The 23,096-nt window shown below is 66.4% G+C and carries 21 protein-coding genes and 9 tRNA genes; 22 read left to right on the top strand and 8 right to left on the bottom strand.

Features of this window, described 5'->3' with window-relative positions:
- Positions 1-120: 120 nt before the first annotated feature.
- A complete protein-coding gene (locus INQ41_RS09965) occupies positions 121-1,692 on the bottom strand; it encodes a M48 family metalloprotease (RefSeq protein ID WP_228076568.1) in 1,572 nt (523 codons plus the stop codon).
- A gap of 280 nt (positions 1,693-1,972) precedes the next feature.
- Between INQ41_RS09965 and grxC the strand changes: the two genes are divergently transcribed.
- From grxC to INQ41_RS09950, 3 genes are all read left to right on the top strand, one after another.
- Entirely contained in the window at positions 1,973-2,248 is a 276-nt protein-coding gene (grxC, locus tag INQ41_RS09960) for a glutaredoxin 3 (protein ID WP_193984077.1), read from the top strand.
- Between the two features lie 62 nt (positions 2,249-2,310).
- A complete protein-coding gene (locus tag INQ41_RS09955; RefSeq protein ID WP_228076803.1) occupies positions 2,311-2,646 on the top strand; it encodes a carboxymuconolactone decarboxylase family protein in 336 nt (111 codons plus the stop codon).
- 113 nt (positions 2,647-2,759) lie between these two features.
- Positions 2,760-3,767 (top strand): isocitrate dehydrogenase, encoded by a 1,008-nt coding sequence (locus INQ41_RS09950; protein WP_193984075.1) that lies wholly within the window; start codon positions 2,760-2,762, stop codon positions 3,765-3,767.
- A gap of 138 nt (positions 3,768-3,905) precedes the next feature.
- Here INQ41_RS09950 and INQ41_RS09945 read toward each other — a convergent pair whose 3' ends face one another.
- Positions 3,906-4,661, bottom strand: coding sequence for a Bax inhibitor-1/YccA family protein (locus INQ41_RS09945; RefSeq protein ID WP_193984073.1), 756 nt, complete (start codon positions 4,659-4,661; stop codon positions 3,906-3,908).
- 146 nt (positions 4,662-4,807) lie between these two features.
- On the opposite strand from INQ41_RS09945, the gene INQ41_RS09940 reads away from it, so the two are divergent.
- The 14 genes from INQ41_RS09940 to INQ41_RS09875 all read left to right on the top strand — a co-directional run bounded on the left by INQ41_RS09940 (position 4,808) and on the right by INQ41_RS09875 (position 14,881).
- Positions 4,808-4,884: transfer RNA gene (locus INQ41_RS09940), tRNA-Pro, on the top strand.
- A 33-nt stretch (positions 4,885-4,917) separates the two neighbouring features.
- Positions 4,918-4,994: transfer RNA gene (locus INQ41_RS09935), tRNA-Arg, on the top strand.
- Between the two features lie 61 nt (positions 4,995-5,055).
- Positions 5,056-5,132, top strand: a tRNA-His gene (locus INQ41_RS09930).
- Positions 5,133-5,170: 38 nt separating this feature from the next.
- A tRNA-Lys gene (locus INQ41_RS09925) sits at positions 5,171-5,246 on the top strand.
- 98 nt (positions 5,247-5,344) lie between these two features.
- Positions 5,345-5,429 (top strand) — tRNA-Leu (locus INQ41_RS09920).
- 178 nt (positions 5,430-5,607) lie between these two features.
- Positions 5,608-6,906 (top strand): trigger factor, encoded by a 1,299-nt coding sequence (gene tig, locus INQ41_RS09915; RefSeq protein ID WP_193984072.1) that lies wholly within the window; start codon positions 5,608-5,610, stop codon positions 6,904-6,906.
- A 117-nt stretch (positions 6,907-7,023) separates the two neighbouring features.
- Entirely contained in the window at positions 7,024-7,650 is a 627-nt protein-coding gene (gene clpP, locus INQ41_RS09910) for an ATP-dependent Clp endopeptidase proteolytic subunit ClpP (RefSeq protein WP_193984070.1), read from the top strand.
- A 206-nt stretch (positions 7,651-7,856) separates the two neighbouring features.
- Positions 7,857-9,149: an ATP-dependent Clp protease ATP-binding subunit ClpX gene (gene clpX / locus INQ41_RS09905; protein ID WP_193984068.1), complete on the top strand. Its 1,293-nt coding sequence runs from the start codon at positions 7,857-7,859 to the stop codon at positions 9,147-9,149.
- A gap of 232 nt (positions 9,150-9,381) precedes the next feature.
- Positions 9,382-11,826 carry an endopeptidase La gene (gene lon, locus INQ41_RS09900; protein ID WP_193984066.1) on the top strand — a complete coding sequence of 815 codons (2,445 nt, stop codon included), beginning with the start codon at positions 9,382-9,384 and terminating at the stop codon, positions 11,824-11,826.
- Between the two features lie 225 nt (positions 11,827-12,051).
- The gene (locus INQ41_RS09895) at positions 12,052-12,324 is read left to right on the top strand and encodes an HU family DNA-binding protein (RefSeq protein WP_043957630.1); all 273 of its coding nucleotides are present in this window, start codon (positions 12,052-12,054) and stop codon (positions 12,322-12,324) included.
- Positions 12,325-12,367: 43 nt separating this feature from the next.
- Positions 12,368-12,442 (top strand) — tRNA-Val (locus INQ41_RS09890).
- Positions 12,443-12,469: 27 nt separating this feature from the next.
- A tRNA-Asp gene (locus tag INQ41_RS09885) sits at positions 12,470-12,546 on the top strand.
- A 98-nt stretch (positions 12,547-12,644) separates the two neighbouring features.
- Positions 12,645-12,721 (top strand) — tRNA-Asp (locus INQ41_RS09880).
- 189 nt (positions 12,722-12,910) lie between these two features.
- Positions 12,911-14,881 carry a peptidyl-prolyl cis-trans isomerase gene (locus tag INQ41_RS09875; protein ID WP_193984064.1) on the top strand — a complete coding sequence of 657 codons (1,971 nt, stop codon included), beginning with the start codon at positions 12,911-12,913 and terminating at the stop codon, positions 14,879-14,881.
- A gap of 171 nt (positions 14,882-15,052) precedes the next feature.
- Here the strand turns inward: INQ41_RS09875 and INQ41_RS09870 are convergent, their stop codons facing one another.
- The 3 genes from INQ41_RS09870 to gloB form a co-directional block, all read right to left on the bottom strand.
- Positions 15,053-15,847 (bottom strand): enoyl-ACP reductase FabI, encoded by a 795-nt coding sequence (locus INQ41_RS09870; protein WP_193984062.1) that lies wholly within the window; start codon positions 15,845-15,847, stop codon positions 15,053-15,055.
- Between the two features lie 74 nt (positions 15,848-15,921).
- Positions 15,922-16,908 carry a lytic transglycosylase domain-containing protein gene (locus tag INQ41_RS09865; protein WP_193984061.1) on the bottom strand — a complete coding sequence of 329 codons (987 nt, stop codon included), beginning with the start codon at positions 16,906-16,908 and terminating at the stop codon, positions 15,922-15,924.
- Complete coding sequence (gene gloB, locus INQ41_RS09860) at positions 16,905-17,681, bottom strand: hydroxyacylglutathione hydrolase (protein ID WP_193984059.1); 777 nt, start codon at positions 17,679-17,681, stop codon at positions 16,905-16,907. Before gloB ends, INQ41_RS09865 begins: the two co-directional genes overlap by 4 nt.
- An 80-nt stretch (positions 17,682-17,761) precedes the next feature.
- Between gloB and INQ41_RS09855 the strand changes: the two genes are divergently transcribed.
- The 3 genes from INQ41_RS09855 to dnaQ are packed head-to-tail and all read left to right on the top strand — an operon-like array spanning position 17,762 to position 19,711.
- On the top strand, positions 17,762-18,496 hold the full coding sequence (locus INQ41_RS09855) for a methyltransferase domain-containing protein (RefSeq protein WP_193984057.1): 735 nt from the start codon (positions 17,762-17,764) through the stop codon (positions 18,494-18,496).
- Between the two features lie 7 nt (positions 18,497-18,503).
- Positions 18,504-18,992 carry a ribonuclease HI gene (gene rnhA, locus INQ41_RS09850; RefSeq protein WP_193984055.1) on the top strand — a complete coding sequence of 163 codons (489 nt, stop codon included), beginning with the start codon at positions 18,504-18,506 and terminating at the stop codon, positions 18,990-18,992.
- The gene (gene dnaQ, locus INQ41_RS09845) at positions 18,992-19,711 is read left to right on the top strand and encodes a DNA polymerase III subunit epsilon (RefSeq protein WP_193984053.1); all 720 of its coding nucleotides are present in this window, start codon (positions 18,992-18,994) and stop codon (positions 19,709-19,711) included. Before rnhA ends, dnaQ begins: the two co-directional genes overlap by 1 nt.
- Positions 19,712-19,742: 31 nt before the next feature.
- On the opposite strand, the gene INQ41_RS09840 is transcribed toward dnaQ, so the two are convergent.
- Positions 19,743-20,447: a PP2C family protein-serine/threonine phosphatase gene (locus INQ41_RS09840; RefSeq protein WP_193984051.1), complete on the bottom strand. Its 705-nt coding sequence runs from the start codon at positions 20,445-20,447 to the stop codon at positions 19,743-19,745.
- Between the two features lie 136 nt (positions 20,448-20,583).
- Positions 20,584-20,674, bottom strand: a tRNA-Ser gene (locus tag INQ41_RS09835).
- Positions 20,675-20,811: 137 nt separating this feature from the next.
- Between INQ41_RS09835 and INQ41_RS09830 the strand changes: the two genes are divergently transcribed.
- Positions 20,812-21,219: a DUF6165 family protein gene (locus INQ41_RS09830; protein WP_193984049.1), complete on the top strand. Its 408-nt coding sequence runs from the start codon at positions 20,812-20,814 to the stop codon at positions 21,217-21,219.
- A gap of 48 nt (positions 21,220-21,267) precedes the next feature.
- Here INQ41_RS09830 and INQ41_RS09825 read toward each other — a convergent pair whose 3' ends face one another.
- Positions 21,268-22,323 (bottom strand): glycosyltransferase family 9 protein, encoded by a 1,056-nt coding sequence (locus tag INQ41_RS09825; protein ID WP_193984047.1) that lies wholly within the window; start codon positions 22,321-22,323, stop codon positions 21,268-21,270.
- A gap of 22 nt (positions 22,324-22,345) precedes the next feature.
- Between INQ41_RS09825 and INQ41_RS09820 the strand changes: the two genes are divergently transcribed.
- Positions 22,346-23,095: a 3-deoxy-D-manno-octulosonic acid kinase gene (locus INQ41_RS09820; RefSeq protein WP_193984045.1), complete on the top strand. Its 750-nt coding sequence runs from the start codon at positions 22,346-22,348 to the stop codon at positions 23,093-23,095.
- The last annotated feature ends 1 nt before the right edge of the window (position 23,096 follow it).

Below are 23,096 nucleotides of genomic sequence, written 5' to 3'. Positions count from 1 at the left end.
CCTCGGGAGGTAGGGCGGGAATCGCCGCGATCGACCCGGCAGCTTCCGCTCCGGGCAGTACACCACGGCTCCATGACCGGTTGATGACAGCGTCGAAACGCTTGCCGCTCGCCGCTGAGGCTAGCGCCGTTCCAGTACCTCGTCGCGGATGCCCTGACGATGCAGTTCCAGCACCGTGGGCGTGATCCGGGCGATGCGCGCCTCGATCCGCGCCCGCGCGTAATAGTCCACCTCCGGGCGCTTCTTCAGCACGTTCAACTGCACCAGGGCCTGCTCGGCGCGGCCGCTCAGGAACGCCGCCTCGGCGTAGGCCTCACCGGCGCGGATCGGCTCGCCGGCGATTTCACTGGCGCGCGCAAAACTGCGCTGGAACTCGGGGTCGTTGGCGGACTGGCCGGCCAACGGCCGCAGCACTGCCTGGGCGCGCTTGCCCGATTCCAAGTCATCGCGTTCCAGCAGCGCGGAGGCATAGGTCAGGACCACAGCGCGATTGCGCGGCAATCGCTGCGCGAGCGCTTCAAAGCGGGTGTCGGCACTCGCCTTCCGGCCGCTGCGCGATTCCGCCTCGGCCAGGCCCAGGTTGATCCACAGGTCCGCCGGACGATCCTTCATCAGGCCCTGCAGCAGGGTCACCGCCGCGGGTGCCTGGCCGGCGCGCAGGCGTGCGATCGCCAGGCCGTAGCGCTGCGCTTCGTCCAGTTCGCCGCGCCCGGCGATCTGCTCGTACTCGCGGATCGCCGCCGTCGGCGATTCGGCACTGAACACACGCAGTCGCTCGCGGGCGAGGTCGAAGTAACCGGTGCCCTGGCTGGCGCTGGCCTGGATGACCAGCCCGTCCGGCAACAGCGGATTGTCGGTGGCGATCGAGCCGGGCTGGAAGCGGCCGGTGCTCGCGCCCAGCCGCGCCGCCCGCTCCTTGGCCTCGCTGATGCGGGTCGTGGTGACCGGGTGCGTCATCAGGTAGTCGGGAATGTCATAGGCGCCGGCGGCATTGGCCCGCGAACGCGCCTGCATGACGAGGAAAAAGTCGGCCATGGCGCTGGCGTCGTAACCGGCGCGGGCCAGCGTCTGCAAGCCGATGCGATCGGCCTCGTGCTCGTTGGAGCGGGTGTAGTTGATCTGGCGCTGCTGGGCCAGGCCCATCGCCGACATGATCGCGGCCTGGGTGGCCTCGCCCGACGAGCTGCCCCCTGCCGCCTGGGCGGCGACGATCGCGCCCAGCATGCCCAGCAGGAGTGGCAACTGATCGCGCTGCGTGCGTTCCGCGCCGCGCAGCACGTGTTGCTGGGTGACGTGGGAGATCTCATGCGCCAGCACCCCGGCGACCTCGTCCTCGCGATCGGCTGCCAGCACCAAGCCGGCGTTGACGCCGATGTAGCCGCCGAGGGTGGCAAAGGCGTTGATCTGGCGTTCGCGCAGCATGAAAAAGGTGAACGGCTGGGTCGGCCGGTCACTGCTCGCACCCAGCCGGCTGCCCAGCGCATCCAGCCAGCTGTCGATCAACGGGTCTTCCAGGATGTAGTCGTAGTGACGCAACTGCGCCAGCATCATCGCGCCGTATTCCTCCTGCTGGCCCGGGGTCAGCAACTCACCGGCGGACGAGCCGATATCCGGCAGGGAGTCCTGCGCCGGGGCACAGACACTGGCCAGAGCAAAGGTGAGGGCGGTGGTGAGCAAGACGATGCGGCGCAAGTGGAGGCTCCTAGTACCGGTGCTGCAGGGTGGCGCGGTTGATCGAGGATGGTGCGTGCGGCGGCGTCGCGGGTTAATTGCCGGTTAACCGCGATGGCGATGATCAACGGCAAGAGTGCCGGGCGGATTAGACTGGAACACACACCGGTTCGGCGTAGTGCGACCCATTAACGCATCTGCTGGCCCGGACGGCGCCGCGAGCTACCCATTCGGCGCCTGTCCACCACGACCGGTCGTATGACCGCCAACCGCCCCCCGAGTTCACTGCAGGAGAGACGTTTTGACTTCCAACGCGACCCCCGAGATCCTCATCTACACCAGCGCGACCTGCCCGTATTGCGTGGCGGCGGGCAACTTCCTCAAGAGCAAGGGCCTGGAATGGCGCGAGATCCGCGTCGACCTGGACCCGGCCGAACGCGAGAAAATGGTCGCGCTCGCCAAGCGCACCAGCGTGCCGCAGATCTTCGTCGGCGACACCCACGTGGGCGGTTTCGACGACATGATGGCCATGCATCGCGCCGGCAAGTTCGAGCCCTTGCTGGAAGGCGCGCAGTGAGTGAGGTGGGCGAAAGGCCGGGAAGCGCCGACGCCGAGGGTTTCGCCGACTTCCGCCAGCGCATGAACGACCGCATCCTGGCCGAACCCAACCAGGTCGTGCGGCGGTTCTTCGCCCTCGACACGCAGACCTACAAGGCCGGCGCGCTCGACGTGAAGACCAAGGAACTGCTCGGCCTGGTCGCCTCGATGGTCCTGCGCTGCGACGACTGCATCAGCTACCACGTCGGCCAGTGCCATCAGGCCGGGGCCACGCGCGAGGAGCTGTTCGAGACGTTCTCGGTCGGCCTGGTGGTTGGCGGCTCGATCGTGATCCCGCATCTGCGCCGCGCCGTCGACTTCCTCGACCGGCTCGAGCGGGGCGAGGGCACGGCACCGGCGGTGCATGACCACAGCTGACTTTCCGTCCGCGCCGGCCTGCAGGCCGGCCGGCGATCCGGCATAATTACGGGGCTAACCCTTCGGCGCCGCGCAGCACGCAGCGCGCTCCCCCAGCTGGAAGAGAATCCCACATGACTCAGACGATTACGGTCATCCATGGCGACGGCATCGGCCCGGAAATCATGGATGCAACGCTCCACGTGCTTGACGCGATGAAGCTCGACCTGGCCTACGAATACGCCGACGCCGGCATGGTCGCGATGGAGAAGACCGGCGAGCTGCTGCCCGCCGCGACCATGGATTCCATCCGCAAGAACCGGATCGCCCTGAAGAGCCCGCTGACGACGCCGGTCGGCGGCGGCTTCTCCTCGATCAACGTCGAGCTGCGCAAGCGCTTCGACCTGTACGCCAACGTGCGTCCGGCCAAGTCCTTCCCCAACACGCTGACGCGTTTCCCGGCCGACGTGGACGTGATCACCGTGCGCGAGAACACCGAAGGCGCCTACAGCGCGGAAGGCCAGGAAACCGCGGCCGACGGGCAGAGCGCGATTTCCGTCACCCGGACCACCCGCAAGGGCTCCGAGCGCATCGTCCGCTACGCCTTCGACCTGGCACGGGCGGCTGGCCGCAAGAAGGTCACGGTGGTCCACAAGGCCAACATCCTCAAGTCCACCTCGGGCCTGTTCCTGAAGACCGCGCGCGAGGTTGCCGCGCTGTACCCGGACATCGAGTGCGAGGAGATGATCGTCGACAACGCGTGCATGCAGCTGGTGATGCGCCCCGAGCAGTTCGACGTGCTGGTGACGACCAACCTGTTCGGCGACATCATCTCCGACCTGTGTGCCGGCCTGATCGGCGGCCTGGGACTGATCCCGGGTGCCAACATCGGCGCCGACGCGGCGATCTTCGAAGCCGTTCACGGTACGGCCCCGGACATCGCCGGCCAGGGCAAGGCCAACCCGTGCGCGCTGTTGCTGGGCGCTGCGCAGATGCTCGACCATCTCGGCAAGCCCGAAGACGCCACCCGCCTGCGCAAGGCGATTGTGGCCACGCTGGAAGCCAAGGACAGCCTGACCGGCGACCTGGGCGGCACCGGCACCACGATGGGCTTTGCCAAGGCGATCGCCAGCCGGGTCTGACCTGGAAAACTGTTTACGTCCGCTGATGGTATTTCGGACCCGACGGAGCGCCACTGGCGCTCCGTTTTTTTTTCCGGGTGTGGCGCCAATGAAAAGGGCGCCGAAGCGCCCTTTTCGTGACTTGTGCCAGCGCAGCCCTCAGCGCGACTGCAGCTTGGACAGCAGGCGCAGGAACTCGATGTACAGCCACACCAGTGTGACCATCAGGCCGAATGCGCCATACCACTCCATGTGCTTGGGCGCGCCCTTGGCCACCGCGTTCTCGATGAAATCGAAGTCCAGCACCAGGTTCAGCGAAGCCACCACGACCACCACCAGGCTGAAGCCGATGCCGACCATGCCCGACTCGTGGAGCATCGGAATGTTCACCCCGAAGAACCCCATCACGATGCTGGCCAGGTAGACCAGGAAGATGCCGCCGGTCGCGGCCACCACGCCGAGCTTGAACTTCTCGGTCACCTTGATCATCCCGCTGCGGTACGCAAACAGCATCGCGAAAAGCGTGGCAAAGGTCAGCAGCACGGCCTGCATCACGATGCCGTCGTACAGGTGGTTGAACATCGCCGAGATCGCGCCGAGGAAGAAGCCTTCCACCAGTGCGTACAGCGGCGCGGTGATCGGCGCCCATTCCTTCTTGAAGATGGTGGCGAACGCGAGCACCAGCCCGCCGATCAGCCCGCCCCACATGTAGGGAGCAGCGCCGACGATGCCGGCCGGGGTGGAGACCTGGCTCCATGCGAACGATGCGGTGAGGACGCAGAGCAACAACAGCATGCCGGTCTTGTTGACCGTGCCGTTGAGGGTCATCACGTCATTGCCGCCGCGCACGACGGTGCCGCTGTTGATGTCCAAGAAGCTGGACTCCTTCAACGCCGGATTGCTGCTGCGGATCATGCAAGCCTCCTGGGCCGTAAAAAGTGGATATCTGCCCCGAGGATACACCGCAGCCGCGCGTTTACCGCTGAACCGTTGACAGTACCCGGGCCCGGCGCCAGAATGGTCGGCCTTTCGCGGCATTGGCGTGCAACGAAGGCCCGGATCGGGGCATAGCGCAGTCTGGTAGCGCATCTGGTTTGGGACCAGAGGGTCGGGGGTTCGAATCCCTCTGCCCCGACCAACAAGTTCCACGGCGTCGGTATGATTTCCACAGGCGCCCGTAGCTCAACCGGATAGAGCACTAGCCTTCTAAGCCAGTGGTTGCAGGTTCGAGTCCTGCCGGGCGCGCCAGTCACCCGTATGTTTTGGATATGATCCTGCTGTCGTTTCGCCTGTTGTTGTTTTGCCTGTGGTGGATGTAGCTCAGTTGGTTAGAGCATCGGATTGTGATTCCGAGGGTCGCGGGTTCGAGTCCCGTCTTCCACCCCACTTTTTCAGGGATTGTGCTGTACAATTCCGCGTGTTCCGGGCCGTTAGCTCAGTTGGTAGAGCAGTTGACTCTTAATCAATAGGTCGATGGTTCGAATCCATCACGGCCCACCAGATAGAACGGGTGCCAGGGATCAGTCCCCGGCGCCCTTTTTATTGTCTGGCACCCGCGTTCGCCCTATCCTGCGATCGCCGTGGCCATGTCCCAGCAAGCGAAAGTGGCGGAATTGGTAGACGCCCTGGCTTTAGGTGCCAGTGCCGCAAGGCGTGGGGGTTCGAGTCCCCCCTTTCGCACCACCGCGGTCGTGATCACGGCGGTGGGAGTGCTGGCCTGGCCGGCAAAAGACTGGCAGCGAGGGGAGGAATCCGCCAGACTATCGCGTTGACCCGCGCCGGGCGCCGCCCGCCGCGGCCCGCCTTGGCCCAACATCAAATCAACGTGCCGTCGGTGTTCGCCGCGGTTGCAGGAGTGGATATGCAAGTTTCGGTCGAATCGCTCGGTGCCCTTGAACGCCGCATGACCTTCAACCTCCCGTCGGACCGCTACCAGAGCGAAGTCGGCGGCCGTCTGCGCGAGATCTCGCGCACGGCGCGGATCAAGGGCTTCCGTCCCGGGCGCATCCCGCCCAAGGTCATCGAGCAGCGTTTCGGCCAGCAGGTCCGTGCCGAGGTGCTTGACGCGCTCGTGCGCGACAGTTTCGGCAACGCGGTGCGCGAGCAGTCGCTGAAGATCGCCGGCAGCCCGGCCATCGAGCCGGCCAGCGACAGCGCCGACGAACTGGCCTACGTGGCGACCTTCGAGGTTGTCCCCGATTTCGGTGACATCGACGTGTCCGGCCTGAAGATCGTCCGCAACACCTCCGAGGTGAAGGATGCGGACATCGATACCATGGTCGAGAACCTGCGTCTGCAGCGCCGAAGCTGGAACGAAGTCGAGCGCGGCGCCCAGGAAGGCGACGCGGTCGAGTTGGAGACCTTCTCCACGGTGGAGGGCGAGCGCATGCCGGCCGAAGGCGCCGAGCGCGGCACCACGGTGATCGGCTCCGGCGGCATGCTGCCGGCCATCGAGGCCGAGCTGAAGGGCATGAAGGCCGGCGACGAGAAGGACGTGGACGTCCAGTTCCCGGCCGATTGGCGCGTGGCCGCGCTCGCCGGCAAGACCGTCGTGGTCAACCTGAAGGTCGGAAAGGTCTCCGAGCCGCACCTGCCCGAAGTCGACGCCGAGTTCATCAAGAGCTTCGGCATCCGCAGCGGCGATGCGGAGCAGTTCCGCTCCGACATCCGCAGCAACCTGGAGCGCGAGCTCAAGGGCGCGTTGATGAGCCGCCTGCGTCGCGAGGTCAGCGAGCAGCTGGCCGCGGCGTATGCCGGGGTGGAGATGCCGCCGAAGCTGGTCGAGAACGAGGCGCGCGACATGGCCGCGCAGGCCGCCGAACAGGCACGCCGCCAGGGTCGCAACGCCGAGCTTCCCGCCGACGCGCACCTGCAGTTCATGGACGGCGCCCGCAGGCGCGTTCTGGTCGGCCTGCTGGTGGGTGAAGTCGCCCGCAGCAACGAGCTCAAGCTTGATCCCAAGCGGGTCAACGAAACCCTGAACCTGATTGCCTCGACGTACGAAGAACCCGAGCAGGTCATCGAGCTCTACCGCAATGACCAGGACCTGATGCGCGGCCTGCAGGGGCGCGTCATGGAAGAGCAGGTGATCGACTGGATCGCCGAGCGCGCCGAGCACACCGAGCAGCCGCTCGAGTTCGCCGACGCCATCCGCCAGTAATCGATCCGGCTTGCCGGTTCCCGCCTGACGCGGGCGCCGGCGGCCCTTGCGTCGTGGCCCGGTCGACCCCACGTTGATTGGGTCAGCCCATGCAATGCCAGCCAAGGTGCCGTTTTGATGGATAAGCAAACAAAAGCCCTGAACCTCGTGCCGATGGTGGTCGAACAAACCAGCCGCGGTGAGCGCGCGTACGACATCTACTCGCGCCTGCTCAAGGAGCGGGTGATTTTCCTGGTCGGTCCCATCGATGACCACGTGGCCAACGTGATCGTGGCCCAGATGCTGTTCCTCGAGGCGGAAAATCCCGAGAAGGACATCAGCCTCTACATCAACTCGCCCGGTGGCGTGGTCACCGCCGGCATGGCGATCTACGACACCATGCAGTACATCCGGCCCGACGTGAGCACGATCTGCGTCGGCCAGGCCGCGTCCATGGGCGCGCTGCTGCTGGCGTCGGGCGCGAAGGGCAAGCGGTACGCGCTGCCCAATTCGCGGGTGATGATCCACCAGCCGCTGGGTGGCTTCCAGGGCCAGGCCACCGACATCGAGATCCACGCGCGCGAGATCCTCGCGCTGAAGCAGCGCCTCAACGAAGTGCTGTCGCGCCACACCGGCCAGCCGCTGGAGACGATCGCGCGCGACACCGACCGCGACAACTTCAAGGGTGCCGAGGCGGCACGTGACTACGGTCTGGTTGACGAGGTGCTGGAGCGCCGGCCCGAAGAGTCCATCCAGGCCAGTTGAGTCCAACGCCGCACGAGCTCCCGGGCGATTTAGCGCAAGCTACTGATTTTAAACGGTATTGAGCGGCGGGCCCGTGAGTTTTCGGGTCCGCCCGCTGTGCTACCCTCAAACCAAACCACGCCGGAACCCATCGCCCCCGTACTCGCGTTCCGCGGGTGCCATGTTCCAAATACAGATGTTCCAGCCAAGACGATCCAGGCAAGCGCATGACCGATGACCGACAGGGCCGCAGCAGCGGCGACAGCAACAAGATCCTCTACTGCTCCTTCTGCGGGAAGAGCCAGCACGAGGTGCGCAAGCTGATTGCCGGTCCGAGCGTATTCATCTGCGATGAGTGCGTTGAACTGTGCAACGACATCATCCGTGAGGAACTGGAGGAGAAGGCGCAATCCGCGCGCAGCCACCTGCCCAAGCCGCGCGAGATCCTTGCCGTGCTCGATGAGTACGTGATCGGCCAGGCGCGCGCGAAGAAGACCCTCGCCGTTGCCGTCTACAACCACTACAAGCGCATCGAGAGCCGCCAGAAGAGCGACGATATCGAGCTGGCCAAGTCCAATATCCTGATGGTTGGTCCGACCGGCTCGGGCAAGACGCTGCTGGCCGAGACGCTGGCGCGAATGCTCAACGTTCCCTTCACGATGGCCGACGCAACCACGCTGACCGAGGCCGGCTACGTCGGCGAGGACGTGGAAAATATCATCCAGAAGCTGCTGCAGAAGTGCGACTACGACGTGGAGAAGGCGCAGCAGGGCATCGTCTACATCGATGAGATCGACAAGATCTCGCGCAAGTCCGACAACCCGTCCATCACCCGCGACGTCTCGGGCGAGGGCGTACAGCAGGCGCTGCTGAAGCTGATCGAAGGCACCGTGGCCAGTGTGCCGCCGCAGGGCGGTCGCAAGCATCCGCAGCAGGAGTTCCTGCAGGTCGACACCCGCAATATCCTGTTCATCGTCGGGGGTGCATTCGCCGGCCTGGACAAGATCATCCAGCAGCGCAGCACCGAGGCCGGCGGCATTGGTTTCGGCGCCAAGGTGAAGAGCAGCGACCGCAAGGTCGACATCGGCACCGTGCTGGCCGAGGTCGAGCCCGAGGATCTGGTCAAGTTCGGCCTGATCCCCGAGTTTGTCGGCCGCCTGCCGGTGGTCGCAACGCTGGAGGAACTGGACGAGGCCGCGCTGGTGACCATCCTCACCGAGCCCAGGAACGCCATCACCAAGCAGTTCCGCAAGCTGTTCGAGATGGAGGATGTGGAGCTGGAGTTCCGCCCCGACGCGCTGGTGGCCATCGCCCGCAAGGCGCTCAAGCGCAAGACCGGCGCGCGTGGGTTGCGCACCATCGTCGAGTCGGTGCTGCTGGACACCATGTACGAATTGCCGTCGCTGGAGGATGTCAGCAAGGTGGTCGTGGACGAGTCGGTGATCGAGCACAAGACCGAGCCGTACCTGATCTACGAGACGCCGTCGGTGGCGCCGCAGAAGGCCGCGTCCGGCGACTGAGCCGACTCCGAAGGACGGATTCGCCGTCCGGAATCGCGATCAGCCACCTGCGCCTGCAAGTGGCTGATTTTGTTTTCGGGGCATGAATTTTGCCCGTACCGGCTGAACAAGCCGCTTGCAACCTTGTCGCACGGGCCCCATAAATCGTGTCATGGCCGGCAATTCCCGGCACCCTTCTTTTTTATGCGGCCGCGCCCTGCGTGGGCGACCGCTTGAACGACCGGAGTTCAAAATGAGCGAATCCACAGACCGCGTGACCAGCGACGAGGGACCCCTGGACCTGCCCGTGCTGCCCCTGCGCGATGTCGTCGTGTTTCCACACATGGTGATCCCGCTGTTCGTCGGGCGCGACAAGTCCATCCGTGCCCTCGAGGCGGCGATGGAAGGCGACAAGCAGATCCTGCTGGTGGCCCAGAAAGCCGCCGAGACCGATGATCCGGGCCCCGGGGACCTGTTCGAGGTCGGCACGCTGTCCCAGGTCCTGCAACTGCTGAAACTGCCCGACGGCACCATCAAGGTGCTGGTCGAGGGCGTGTCGCGGGCCAAGGTCGACCAGGTGGTCGAGACCGACGGCGCGCTGCGCGGACGGGCGCAGGAGATCCCGGCCGAGATGGATCGCGAAGAACGCGAGATCGAGGCGGTGACGCGTTCGCTGATGAGCCTGTTCGAGCAGTACATCAAGACCAACCGCAAGCTTCCGCCCGAACTGATGCAGACCCTGTCGGGCATCGATGAGCCGGGGCGGCTGTCCGATACCGTCGCCGCGCACCTGGGCGTGCGCGTGGCCGACAAGCAGCGCCTGCTGGAAACCCATGGCATCGGCGCCCGGCTGGAGCAGTTGATCGGTCTGCTCGACGGCGAAATCGACGTGCAGCAGCTGGAAAAGCGCATCCGCGGCCGGGTCAAGGGCCAGATGGAGAAGAGCCAGCGCGAGTACTATCTCAACGAGCAGATGAAGGCGATCCAGAAGGAGCTGGGCGAGATCGATGACATGCCCAATGACATCGAGGAGCTGACCCGCAAGATCGCCGAAGCGGGCATGCCGCAGCCGGTGGAGGCCAAGGCCAAGAGCGAGTTGGCCAAGCTCAAGCAGATGTCGCCGATGTCGGCCGAAGCTGCGGTCGTGCGCAACTACCTGGACTGGCTGCTGGGCGTGCCGTGGAAGAAGCGCAGCAAGGTGCGCAAGGACCTCAAGGCGGCCCAGGACGTGCTCGATGCGGATCACTACGGGCTGGAGAAGGTCAAGGAGCGCATCCTCGAGTACCTGGCCGTGCAGACCCGCGTAAAGCGCATGAAGGGCGCGATCCTATGCCTGGTCGGCCCGCCCGGCGTGGGCAAGACCTCGCTGGGCCAGTCGATCGCCAAGGCGACCAACCGCAAGTTCGTGCGCATGTCGCTGGGCGGGGTGCGCGACGAGGCCGAGATCCGTGGCCATCGCCGTACGTATGTCGGTTCGATGCCCGGCCGCGTGGTGCAGAACCTGACCAAGGCCGGCACCCGCAATCCGCTGTTCATGCTCGACGAGATCGACAAGATGTCGATGGACTTCCGTGGCGATCCCTCGTCCGCCCTGCTGGAGGTGCTGGACCCGGAACAGAACGACTCCTTCAACGACCACTACCTGGAAGTGGACCTGGACCTGAGCGAGGTGATGTTTGTTGCGACCGCCAACTCGCTCAACATCCCCGGTCCGCTGCTGGACCGCATGGAAGTCATCCGGATCCCCGGCTACACCGAGGACGAAAAGGTCAACATCGCGATGCGCTACCTGCTGCCCAAGCAGCTCAAGGCCAACGGCCTGAAGGACGGGGAGCTGAAGATCGCCGAGGCCGCGGTGCACGACATCGTGCGCTACTACACCCGCGAGGCCGGCGTGCGCAACCTGGAGCGCGACATCGCCAAGATCTGCCGCAAGGTGGTCAAGGAAATCGCCCTCGCCGGGCCCAAGGCCAAGGCGCGGAAGAAGCCGCTGGTGGTCGACAGCAAGAACCTGGACAAGTACCTGGGCGTGCGTCGCTTCGACTTCGGCCGTGCCGAGGAAGAAAACGAGATCGGCCTGGTGACCGGCCTGGCCTGGACCGAGGTGGGCGGTGAATTGCTGCAGGTCGAATCGACCCTGGTTCCCGGCAAGGGCCAGCTGCTGCTGACCGGCCAGTTGGGCGACGTGATGAAGGAATCCGCGTCGGCGGCGCTGTCGGTCGTGCGCGCGCGTACCGAGCGGCTCGGCATCGATCTGGGATTCCTGGAAAAGCACGACGTCCACGTCCACGTGCCCGAGGGTGCGACGCCCAAGGACGGGCCCAGCGCGGGCATCGCCATGGTGACCGCGCTGGTGTCCACGTTGACCAAGAACCCGGTCCGCGCCGAGGTTGCCATGACCGGGGAGATCACCCTGCGCGGTCGCGTGCTTCCCATCGGGGGATTGAAGGAGAAGCTGCTTGCGGCCCTGCGCGGCGGGATCACCACGGTGGTCATCCCGGAGGAAAACAAGAAGGATCTGGTCGATCTGCCCAAGGCGGTGACGGAAGGGCTGAAAATCGTCCCGGCACGCTGGATCGACGAGGTGCTCGACATCGCCCTGGAACGCCCGCTGACGCCACTCCCGCCCGCCGGGCAGGCTGACCTGCCGGCACCGCGCAAGGGCGAGCGCAGCGCGCGCGCCGGGGTCAAGCACTGATCGCGGCGGGCACACGAAAAAAGCGCCGGATATGGCTGAAACCCGCGTCGTTGCTGGGTTTCAGTCTTGCGCGGTGAAAACCCCACTGGTATAACGGCCAGCAACCGTTTCGCGAAAGCCGGTTTTCGGCAGGGCGCAGCGGCAAGGTCGATCGAGGAGCTGTCATGTACGCTGGCACTTCGATTTCAAGCACACGCGGTGAAACCGCTCAGGGAGTCAAATTGAATGAACAAGTCTGAATTCGTCAGTGCCGTCGCCGATGCTGCGGAGCTTTCCAAGGCCGATGCATCCAACGCGGTCGACGCGATGGTCAGCGTGATCACCGATGCACTGAAGAAGGGCGACTCCATCACGCTCGTTGGCTTCGGTACGTTCCAGGTTCGCAACCGTGCCGCCCGTCAGGGCCGCAACCCGAAAACCGGTGAGACCATCCAGATCAAGGCCTCCAACAATCCGGCGTTCAAGGCTGGCAAAGCACTGAAGGACGCTGTAAACTAAGCGGCTACCCACCGGGCGGTCGTATTGCCCAGGTCTGAATTTCGGGTGCTTAGCTCAGTGGTAGAGCGTCTCCTTTACACGGAGAGGGTCGGGGGTTCGAAACCCTCAGCACCCACCAGCGCCGGGTTACCAAGCTTAAAAGTGCGGAGTGGTAGTTCAGTTGGTTAGAATGCTGGCCTGTCACGCCGGAGGTCGCGGGTTCGAGTCCCGTCCACTCCGCCAGTTCTACTCCGGTTCGCCAGCCTCGCGGGCGGCCGGTCCGGGCAGCAACGCCGATCCGGCATAACGGATTCGCTGCGGTTGGGGAAAGTTCAAAGCGCGGAGCGGTAGTTCAGTTGGTTAGAATGCTGGCCTGTCACGCCGGAGGTCGCGGGTTCGAGTCCCGTCCGCTCCGCCAGTTTATCCAGAACGCCTGCAAATCGATGATTTGCGGGCGTTCTGCCTTTCCGGCCTCTGGCCACCATCGCGGTGGAAGTGCGGTCTTCCGCTGGCGTTGGCAGTGACAGAAGTCCGGCCGGTCCGGCGCAGGACCCGCGGCGCCTATCCACGGTAAACTGTGCGGCTTCCGCCCTGACCAGACTGCATCATGCTGCGAAAAATCCGAGAAAAGACCACCGGCTGGGTCGCGATGGCGATCCTGGGGATACTGATCGTGCCCTTCGCGCTGTTCGGCCTGGACCAGTACCTCGTCCAGAGCGGCAGCAGCACCGTCGCCTCGATCAAGGCGCCTCCTGCCTGGTGGTCGTCGGCGCCCTCGTTCTGGCCGGCATCGGTGTTCTGGCGTCATGAGGAAGTCGGCACCGAGGAATTCCGCAACCGCTTCGAGCAGGTGCGCCAGCAGCAGCGTGCCGAACAGGGCGACGCCTTTGACGCCCGCGCGTTTGAAGCGATGGAGAACAAGCGCGCCGTGCTGGACAGCCTGATCGACCAGAAGATCCAGGCGATGGCGGCCCAGGCGGCCGGGGTGACGGTGAGTGATGCGATGGTGATCAACGAGATCCAGCGCATCCCGGCTTTCCAGGTCGACGGACGCTTTGACCCGCAGCGTTACCAGCTGGCGCTGGCCTCGCAGGTACCGGCGCGCACACCGGCGCAGTTCGACCAGCTGGTGCGCGAGAGCCTGGAGCAGGGCCTGGTGATGACGGCGCTGGCGGAAAGCAGCTTTGTGACCGACGCGGAGATGGATCGGCTGATCAGGCTTTTGGGCGAGCTGCGCGATGTCTCGGTATTGCTGGTGCCCGCCGCGGATGCCGGCGCCGAGGCGATCGGCGATGCGGATGTGCAGGCGTGGTACGACGCCCATGTGGCCGATTACCGCGCCCCGGAGCGCGTGACCATCGAATACATCTCGCTGGATGCGGCCGACCTGCCGCCTGTCCCGCCGGCCGACGAGGCCACGCTGCGCCAGCGCTACGAGCAGGAGTCGGACAAGTTCGCCCAGCAGGAGGAGCGGCTGGCCTCGCACATCCTGGTCGAGGTGAGCCCGGACGCGGATGCCGCTGCCGTGCAGGCGGCCGAGGCGAAGGCGTCCGCGCTCGCCGCACAGGCGCGCGCCGCGGGTGCGGATTTTGCCGCGCTCGCACAGAACAACAGCGACGACGCCGCTTCAGCCGGCGGCGACCTGGGCTGGATCAGCCGCGGCATGATGCCTGGTGCGCTGGAGGATGCGGTGTTTGCGATGTCCGCCGGCGAGATCAGCGACCCGGTCAGGACCGAGTTCGGTTTTCACGTGATCCAGTTGCGCGAAGTGAAGGCCGGAGAGCGCGAGCCGTTTGAAGCCGTGCGCGACACCCTGGCCCGCGAGCAGGAGACCGCTGATCGCGAGAGCCAGTTCAATGATCTGTCCAGCCGTGTCGTGGATGCGGTGCTGCAAAATCCCAGCGGCCTGGCGCTCGCTGCAGAGGCGGCCAACGTCAAGGTGCAGAAGCTGGGGCCCTTTGACGCCGGTTCCAATGACGGGATTGCGGCGAGCCCTGCGGTCAAGCGCGCCGCGTTCTCGGACGTGCTGATCCAGGACGGCACGGTCAGCGACCCGATCGAGGTCGGTCCCGACCACAACGTCTGGATCCGGGTCGTGTCGCACACGCCGGAGGAAGCCCAGCCATTGGCGAAGGTGCGCGACCAGGTCGTGGCCTCCATCCGCGCCGAGCGCAGGGAAACTGCCGCGCGCGAACGTGCGCTTGCTCTGCAGTCGCGGCTGGAGAAGGGCGAATCGCTGGCCGCCCTGGCCAGTGCCGAATCGCTCGCGGAACCCGAAGTGCTCACCGCCGTGCCGCGTGGCGCGCCGCTGGTCGCCCCGGGTGTCGCAGACGCGATGTTTGCGCTGCAGGTCAAGGACGGTGGCAAGGCGGTGGGAAGCAAGGTGCTCGACGACGGCCGCATCGTGTTGTTCACGGTGGACAAGGTCACTCCAGGCAACGCTGCCGAGTTCCCGCAGGAGCAGCGCGAAATGCTGCAGCAGCAGCTCGGCCAGGCCGCGGGCATCGACGATGTGCAGGCGCTGATATCGAGCCTGCGCAAGAGCATGAAGATCCGCGTGCTGGAGGAAAACCTCTAGCACGCACGCCGGCACCGGGCGGCAGCGCCCGGTCGCGGACACGAAAAAGCCCGGCAATGCCGGGCTTTTTTCATAGAGCCTGTTTCAAAGCGCCTGTTTCACGGGGCCTGTTTCGAAGGCCCCATCTCACAGCGCCCATCTCACAGCGCCTGCTTCAGGGTCTGGTTTGCCTCAGTCGTCGCTGCCGACGCCGCTCATGCCCATGATGTTGTAGCCCGAGTCGACGTATGTCACCTCACCGGTGATCCCGCGGGCCAGGTCTGAGCACAGGAACGCGGCCGTGTTGCCGACGTCCTCGATGGTGACGGTGCGGCGCAGGGGCGAGGTCTTCTCGAACTGGCCGAGCATCTTGCGGAAGTTGGAGATGCCGGCCGCCGAGAGCGTCTTGATTGGACCGGCCGAGATCGCGTTGACCCGCGTCCCTTCCGGTCCCAGGTTCAGCGCCAGGTAACGGACCGTGGCTTCCAGGCTGGCCTTGGCCACACCCATCACGTTGTAGTTCTGCAGCGCGCGCACGGCTCCCAGGTAGCTCAGGGTCAGGATCGCGCCGTCGCGGCCCGCCATCAGCGGCCGGGCGGCCTTGGAGATCGCGGCCAGTGAATAGGCGGAAATGTCGTGCGCCACGGCCCAGTTCTCGCGTGTCAGTCCGTCCAGGAACTCCCCTTCGATCGCTTCGCGCGGCGCAAAGGCGATCGCGTGGACGAGGATGTCGAAACCATCCCAATGCTTGCCCAGCTGATCGAAGCAATCGGCAATCTGCTCGTCACTGGAGACGTCCAGCGGCAACACGATGTCGCTGCCCAGCGCGGCGGCGGCCTTTTCAACGCGCGGCTTGAGCTTGTCGTTCAAGTAGGTAAAAGCCAGCTCCGCGCCCTCGCGGTGCATGGCTTCGGCGATGCCGCTGGCGATCGAGCGATCGCTGGCGATGCCGGTGATCAGCGCACGCTTGCCTTGCAGAAAACCCATGGTTGCTCCTCATTGACCAGCGCCACGACCGGCGTGGTCGGGCAACCGGGCTAGTGTACCCGCGCGGTCGCCTTCTAATTGATGCCCAGGTCGGGTGCCAGCAGGCGCACCTGGCCATCGCCACTGGTCGCGATCGGCCCGTCGCCGAAGACCGGGTTCAGCCGGCCGACCCGCGCCGGATCCTGGCCATGCCGGTCGGCCCAGTCAGTGATGCGCCGGGTCTGCTTGTCCAGCGTGATGGCCTGCAGCCGCGGCGCCGGTCGGTCCATGGCCTTGACCCAGGAATCCTGCTGCTTGGCATCGCCCAGCACGCAGGACAGCGCCTGCAGCTTGCGCACGTACGCCTGCGTGGTTGCCGGCACACCGGCCAGGCTGGCCGGATCGGCGCTGCGCGCCTGCTGGCCGCCGCTCTTGAGTGCGCCCAGGATCCGGTACTCGCCGGCGTTGTAGGCCATCGCGGCCAGTCGCCAGTCGCCGGCGAACATGCCATGCAGGGTCTTCAGGTAGCGCACTGCGGCGCGGGTGGAATCCACTGGCGACAGGCGGCCGTCGTAGCCGGCGCGGATCGGCACTTTGTGGTTGCGCGCGGTGCGCTCGATCATCTGCCACAGGCCGACCGGTCCGGATGGGCTGCGTGCGTCGGGGCGGTAACCGCTCTCCACGAACGGGATCAAGGCGTATTCGCTGGGCAGGTGTGCAGCGCGCACCGCGTCAAGCACGTAGCCGAACAGCAGCAGGGTATCGTCGCTGGGCGTCGCCAGGCGCTTGGGCGCGGCGGCAAAGTGCTTGCTCCAGCGTGGACTGACGTCACTGCTGCATTCCTGCTCGGCGCGTCCCTGCTGGAACTGGCGGTAGATCTCCAGGCCGCGTCGCGGCACTGGCGGGCCCATCGGTGTCGGGACGTCGGCTTCGGTTGCGGTCGCCGCGACTGCCGGCACCTCGGGCGTGCTTGCAACGGGCGCGGATGCCGCCGCGGGAAAGGCCAGCAGTGCGGTCACCGCCAGGGTGGACAGCATCCTCGCCGCCGACTTGCGGTTGCGCGGCCGATGGCGCGCGCTCATTCGCTGAACCCGTCTTTCCATCGCCGAAGCTCGGCGAACACCTCGACCTCATCGGCTGGCTGGTGCCCGAGGCGGCCAGCGACCGCGGCCTGCACCCGCGGTTGGCCGCAGCGGAGGAAGGGATTGCAGGCCAGCTCGCTTTCCAGCGTGCTGGGCAGGGTGGGGAGGGCATTGTCACGCATGTGTTTGGCTTCCTGGGTGCGGCGCGCAAGCGCGGCATTTTCGGGCTCGACCACGCGCGCGAAGGCTGCGTTGGACAGGGTGTACTCGTGCCCGCAATACAGCCGGGTGGAGGCGGGCAGAACGGCCAGGCGGGAGAGCGACTGGTGCATCTGCAACGGGCTACCTTCGAAAAGTCGCCCGCAACCCAGGCTGAACAGCGTGTCCCCGCTGAACAGCGCACCGCCCCCGGGCACCCCGCAGAAGTAGGCCACGTGGGTCGAGGTGTGCCCCGGAACCGCGATCACCTCCAGCTCGAAACCCGCCGCGCGGAAGCGTGCGCCGTCCGCGACCACGTCGGTCGCGGAACCGATGCGAGCGTCGTCCGGCGCAAACACGCGCAGCTGCGGCCAGCGCTGCAGCAACTCTTCCACGCCCCCGATATGGTCGTGGTGGTGGTGGGTAAGCAGGATGGCGCTTGGCCGCAGGCCGGCATCGGCCGCCGCCAGAACCGGAGCCGCCTCGCCTGGATCGACCACCAGTGCGGTCCCGTCCGTACCGGTGGCGCACCAGATGTAGTTGTCACTGAATGCATTCAGGGCCTGCAACTGCATACGGGGACTCCTTGGGATTGCCCGCGGCATGCAGCAGAATCAGGGATCCGCCGTATTCGACCGAGGGACAACCCGCGACCATGCCCGCGTTCACCTACCACCGTCAACTGGGGAAACCGCCGCCGAGCACGCTCGGCTGGTTCGAAGGCGCGGCAGGAAACGCGCTTCTGGACAGTGAGGTTGCGGCGGTGGGGCGGGCGTTGGCAATGTGCCCCGCCTTGCCGTGGCTGTGGATCGGCCCGGATGCGGCGCTTGCACCCGACGCCGCCCGCGGGGTCCGCCTGCATCGCACACCAAGTGGGTTTGCCGGTGATCTGCAATGCGACCTGCCGCTGCCGCTGGCCAGTGAGTGCTTCGGCGCGATATTCCTCCAACACGCACTTGATGACGGGCATCAGGTGCAGGACATCCTGGAGGAATGCGCGCGGCTGCTCGCCCCCGGCGGTCGGCTGTGGCTGGCGACACTCAACCCGTGGAGCCCCTACCGCCTGCGCTGGACCGGCGCGGGCGTGCGCTCGAAGGGCACCGGTGCCTGGCAGGCGGCGATTCGCCGAGCGGGGTTCGCGTCCGCCGCGACCCGGGTGCAATGGCTCGGCCCGAGGTGGCAGCCCCGGGTGGAGGATTCCGGGATCGGCTTCGCCGACCGCTTCCGCAGCGTGCTGGCGCTCAGCGCGGGCAAGCAGGTGCAGGCGATGATCCCGCCGACGGCGCTCCGCCAGCTGCGCTGGCAGGTCGCGCGCTGGCCGCTGCCGCCGGCGGACCGGCGGGTCGATCCGCGGGTCAGGACAAGACCCGACGCGCGCGGTCGGGGATAATGGCGCGATGACTGAAGACACCGGCGCGACCAGGACCCCCACGATTGTCGAGATCCACACCGACGGCTCCTGCCTGGGCAATCCCGGCCCCGGCGGCTGGGCGGCGCTGCTGCGCTGCAAGGGCCGCGAGCGTGAGCTGGTGGGCGGCGAGGCCGACACCACCAACAACCGCATGGAGCTGATGGCCACGATCTGCGCCCTGGAGGCGCTCAGGGAAAGCTGCACGGTGACCCTGCACACAGACTCGCAGTATGTCCGCCAGGGCATCACCACCTGGATGGCGAACTGGATGCGCCGCGGCTGGAAGACCGCGGGCGGAGCGCCGGTGAAGAACCGCGATCTGTGGGAGCGCCTGGACCTGGCCACGAAGAACCACCGGATCGACTGGCGCTGGGTGAAGGGCCACTCCGGGGATCCCGACAACGAGCGCGTCGACGTGCTCGCCCGTGATGAAGCGATCCGGTTCAAGCAGGCCGCCTCGGCAAGGCGCGCGTGATGCGTCAGGTCATCCTGGATACCGAGACCACCGGCCTGAGCTGGGAGCGGGGCAACCGCGTGGTGGAGATCGGCTGCGTCGAGTTCGTCGAGCGCCGGCCTACCGGTCGTACCTATCACCAGTACCTGAAACCCGATTGCGCATTCGAGCCGGGCGCGCAGGAAGTCACCGGCCTGACCCTGGAGTTCCTCGCCGACAAGCCGGTATTCACCGACGTGGTGGAGGAATTCCTCGAGTTCATCGCCGGGGCGGAACTGGTGATCCACAACGCCGCCTTCGACGTCGGGTTTCTGGACAATGAGCTGCGCCTGGCGGGCGCGCAGTACGGCTGCCTGGCCGATCGCTGCCGTATCGAGGACTCGCTCCTGCTGGCCCGGCATCGCTATCCGGGGCAGCGCAACTCGCTGGATGCGTTGTGCCGTCGGCTGGGCGTGGACAACGCACACCGGCAGTTGCATGGCGCCCTGCTGGACGCCCAGCTGCTGGCCGAGGTCTACATCGCGCTGACGTCGGGCCAGGAGGAGATCGGCTTTGCCGCGCCGGGGCCGGCGGCAGGCGAGCAGTCGAAGGCGTCCTACACCGCCGACGTGCGCCTGCAGCGCCCGCGGGTGGTGATCCTCGCCCCAGAACTCGCGGCGCACGAGGCGCGCCTGGCAAGCTTGCGCAAGAAGGCCGGTCGCGCCGTTTGGGACGAGGTCGCGGAGTTGGCGGAGGCCTAGCGCCTGCGCGGGCGCTAGTGCCTGCGCGGACTCAGTGGCTGCGGATGAGCACCGCGGTCACGTTGTCCGAGCCGCCGCCGTCGAGCGCGGCGGCGATCAGGGTGTCGACGCATTCCTGGGCGCTGCGGTCGCGCAGCGCCAGCACCTTGGCGATCTGCTCGTCCTCCACCTCCTCGGTAAGACCGTCGCTGCACAGCAGCAACTGCATGCCCGGCAGCATCTCGCCGCTTACCGTCGCCACGTTGAGGTTGCGCGGATCGGTCACGCCCAGTGCCTGGGTGACCACGTTGCGGTGCGGATGGCTGCGCGCCTGGTCACGGGTGATCGCACCGCTGGCGATCAGTTCCTGCACGTAGCTGTGGTCCTTGGACAACTGCACCAGCTGCCCGTCGCGCCACAGGTAGACGCGGCTGTCGCCGACCCAGGCGGCCTCGAAGCGGCTGCCGTTGACCCGGGCCGCGACCACGGTGGTCCCCATCGGTAGCGCGTCGCGGCGCTGGCGCGAGGTCCTGATGATCTCCTCGTCGGCGATGCGGATCGCATCCACCAGCGGCGTGCCGTCGCGGGTTTCGCGGGCAATCGTTTCGCGTGCCAGGGCGCTGGCGACCTCGCCGTAGTCGTGGCCACCCATACCGTCGGCGACCAGCCACAGGCCCAGCACGCTGTCGCCGTAATAGCTGTCTTCGTTGAGCTCGCGACGCAGGCCGACGTGGGTCAGGTGTCCAAATTCGATCATGGGGTGATCACGCCGGTGACGTCGTCGGGAGTGTCTTCACATACGTTAACGCTGCCGGGGCGTGCATACGGACACGCAAACGCAACGGGCGGGCACGGCAAAGGGCTGCAGAGGCAGCCGTTGCAGAATGCAAATATGGCGGAGAGGGGGGGATTCGAACCCCCGAGGCGCTATAAACGCCTGCCTGATTTCGAGTCAGGTACATTCAACCACTCTGCCACCTCTCCGGTGAACCGCCGACATCAAGACCGGGGTCGTGGGGGCGCAATGATACGGTGGCCGTGATTCGCGTACAAGCGCCGCGCGCGCCGCCCGCGATCCTGTCTGGCGGTAGACTGTCCGCTTTCCTCCCAGCGGGTGCCCCATGTCCGAAATCCTTGTTCCCGTCTCCTTTGGCGAGCTCCTCGACAAGATCGCAATCCTGTCCATCAAGTCCGAGCGGATGACTGATGCGGCCAAGCTGGAGAACATCCACAAGGAGCTGGGCGCGCTGCAGAAGACCTGGATGGAGCACCCCGCCGCGGGCAAGGACGTGGTCAAGCTTCGCGCGCAGCTGAAGGCGGTCAACGAGCGGCTTTGGGTGATTGAGGACGACATCCGGCTCAAGGAAAAAGCCGGCGAGTTCGATGAGGAGTTCATCCGTCTGGCGCGCAGCGTCTATTTCGAGAACGATGAGCGCGCGCGCCTCAAGCGCGAGATCAACCTCGCCCTGGGTTCCAGCTACGTCGAGGAAAAGTCCTACCAGGACTACCGCAACGCCGACCCCGGGTAAGCGCTGGCGGCCCGGCTTGAGCTGCCTTCAACCAAGGCAGGTTGCAGCTCAGCCGGCCGTGTCGCTGACAAAGCGCTCGAAGGCCGCGATCGCATCATCGACGGTCACCAGGTCCATCACTCCCGGCTGTTCGATCTTGGCACCCCAGCGCAACTCGGCGGCGGGCTTGCCCCGGTACCGGCGCGCGGCGTCGTCATAGCGGTCCACGCAGTAGCGGCGATCGCTGTAGGGCCCGCTGCGCGCCGGGTTGCTGGCCGCGTGCAGGCCGAGCACCTTGGTTCCCATCGCGTTGGCAATGTGCATCGGTCCCGAGTCCGGGGTCATCAGCAGGTCGGCCCGCTCCAGCAGCGCAGGCAGCTGCTTCAGCGTGTCCCTGCCGACCAGGTCGAGCGCGCTGCCGCGCATGGACTGCACGATGGCGTCGGTGGTCTGCCGCTCCAGCTCGCTGCGACCGCCGCACAGGACCACCCGCCAGCCGCGCTCGATCGCGTGGTCGGCGACGGCTGCGTAGCGCTCGGCGTGCCAGTTGCGCAGGACGTGGCTGGAGCAGGGCGAGATCATCAGCGTGCGGACATCGTCTGTCTCCCACTGGGCGCGGGCCCAGTCGCGGGCATCCGCCGGAACCGGCAGGTCCCAGCGGACCTGCTCCTGGCGCAGTCCCAGCGGCTCGCAGAAGCTGCCGATCGCATCCAGCACGTGCATTCCGTGGCGCGCCGGGATGCGCTGGTTGACGAACAAACCATGGCCGTCGCGTGATCGGGCGCGGTCATAGCCGACCCGGGTGCGCGCCGGAACCACCGCCGAGAGCAGGTTCGCACGCGCGGCAACCTGCATCTGCAGCAGCACGTCGAACTTGCCGCCGGCGCGAGCGTTCAATCGCCGGCGCAGCGCGCGCATGCCGGCGAATCCGGATTTCTTGTCGTACTCGATGAACTCCACCCCGGGCAGGCCTTCCAGCAGGCGCTGCTCGGCCTTGCCGATGATCCAGCTCAGTGGCGTTTCCGGCCATGCCGCCTGCAGCGTGCGCACCAACGGGACCACGTGGGTGACATCGCCCAGCGCGGACAGGCGCAGCAGGCAGATCGAAGCGGGTGCAGGGGGCATGCTAATTGCTAGACTCCGGGGAATGACGGGGTTCGACTCTGCCGAAGGATTGACGCCATTCCGCGAAGGCAGCGGCTATGGGGCGATTCTGTTCGACACCAAGCGGGTACGGCAAGCCGAGCCGGAGTGGTTTACTCCGACCTGGTGGCAGCATCAGGCGCGACCGGTGGAAAGCGGCGGCCGCGGCGGGGCCTGGTTCGTGGATGCGCCTTTCGGCCAGGCCGTCCTGCGACGCTACCTGCGCGGCGGGCTGGTAGCCAATCTGAGCCGCGACCGCTATGTCTGGCGCGGCGCAATGAGCACGCGCAGTTTTGCCGAGTTTCGCCTCTCGCGGGCGATGATCGAGCGCGGGGTGCCGGTGCCGCCGCCGATCGCGGCCATGTACCGCCGCGAGGGCCTGTTCTACCGCTGCGCGATCCTGATCGAGCGCCTGCCGGACGTGCGTACGCTGGCGGACCGCGCGATCGTCGCCGGCGACGGCGCGCCGTGGGAGGAAGCGGGCCGGCTGGTCGCGCGAGCGCACCGTGCCGGCCTCGACCACGCCGACCTCAATGCGCACAACCTGATGTTCGATTCGCGTGGCCGCGGCTGGGTGATCGATCTGGACCGCGGCCGCATCGTCATCCCGGCCACGGGCTGGCGCGAGCGCAACCTGGCAAGGCTGAAGCGCTCGCTGCTCAAGGTGCGCGGCAATCGCGCCGTGGCCGATGTGGAGCGCGATTTCGAGCGCCTGCGCCGGGCCTATGACAATGTCTGGGAACGGGGTTACTGAC

It is taken from the genome of Lysobacter ciconiae, assembly GCF_015209725.1.
GTDB classification, from domain to species: Bacteria; Pseudomonadota; Gammaproteobacteria; order Xanthomonadales; family Xanthomonadaceae; genus Novilysobacter; species Novilysobacter ciconiae.
The sequence above is the reverse complement of the archived record's forward strand: the minus strand, read 5'-3'. Positions and strand labels throughout refer to the sequence as shown.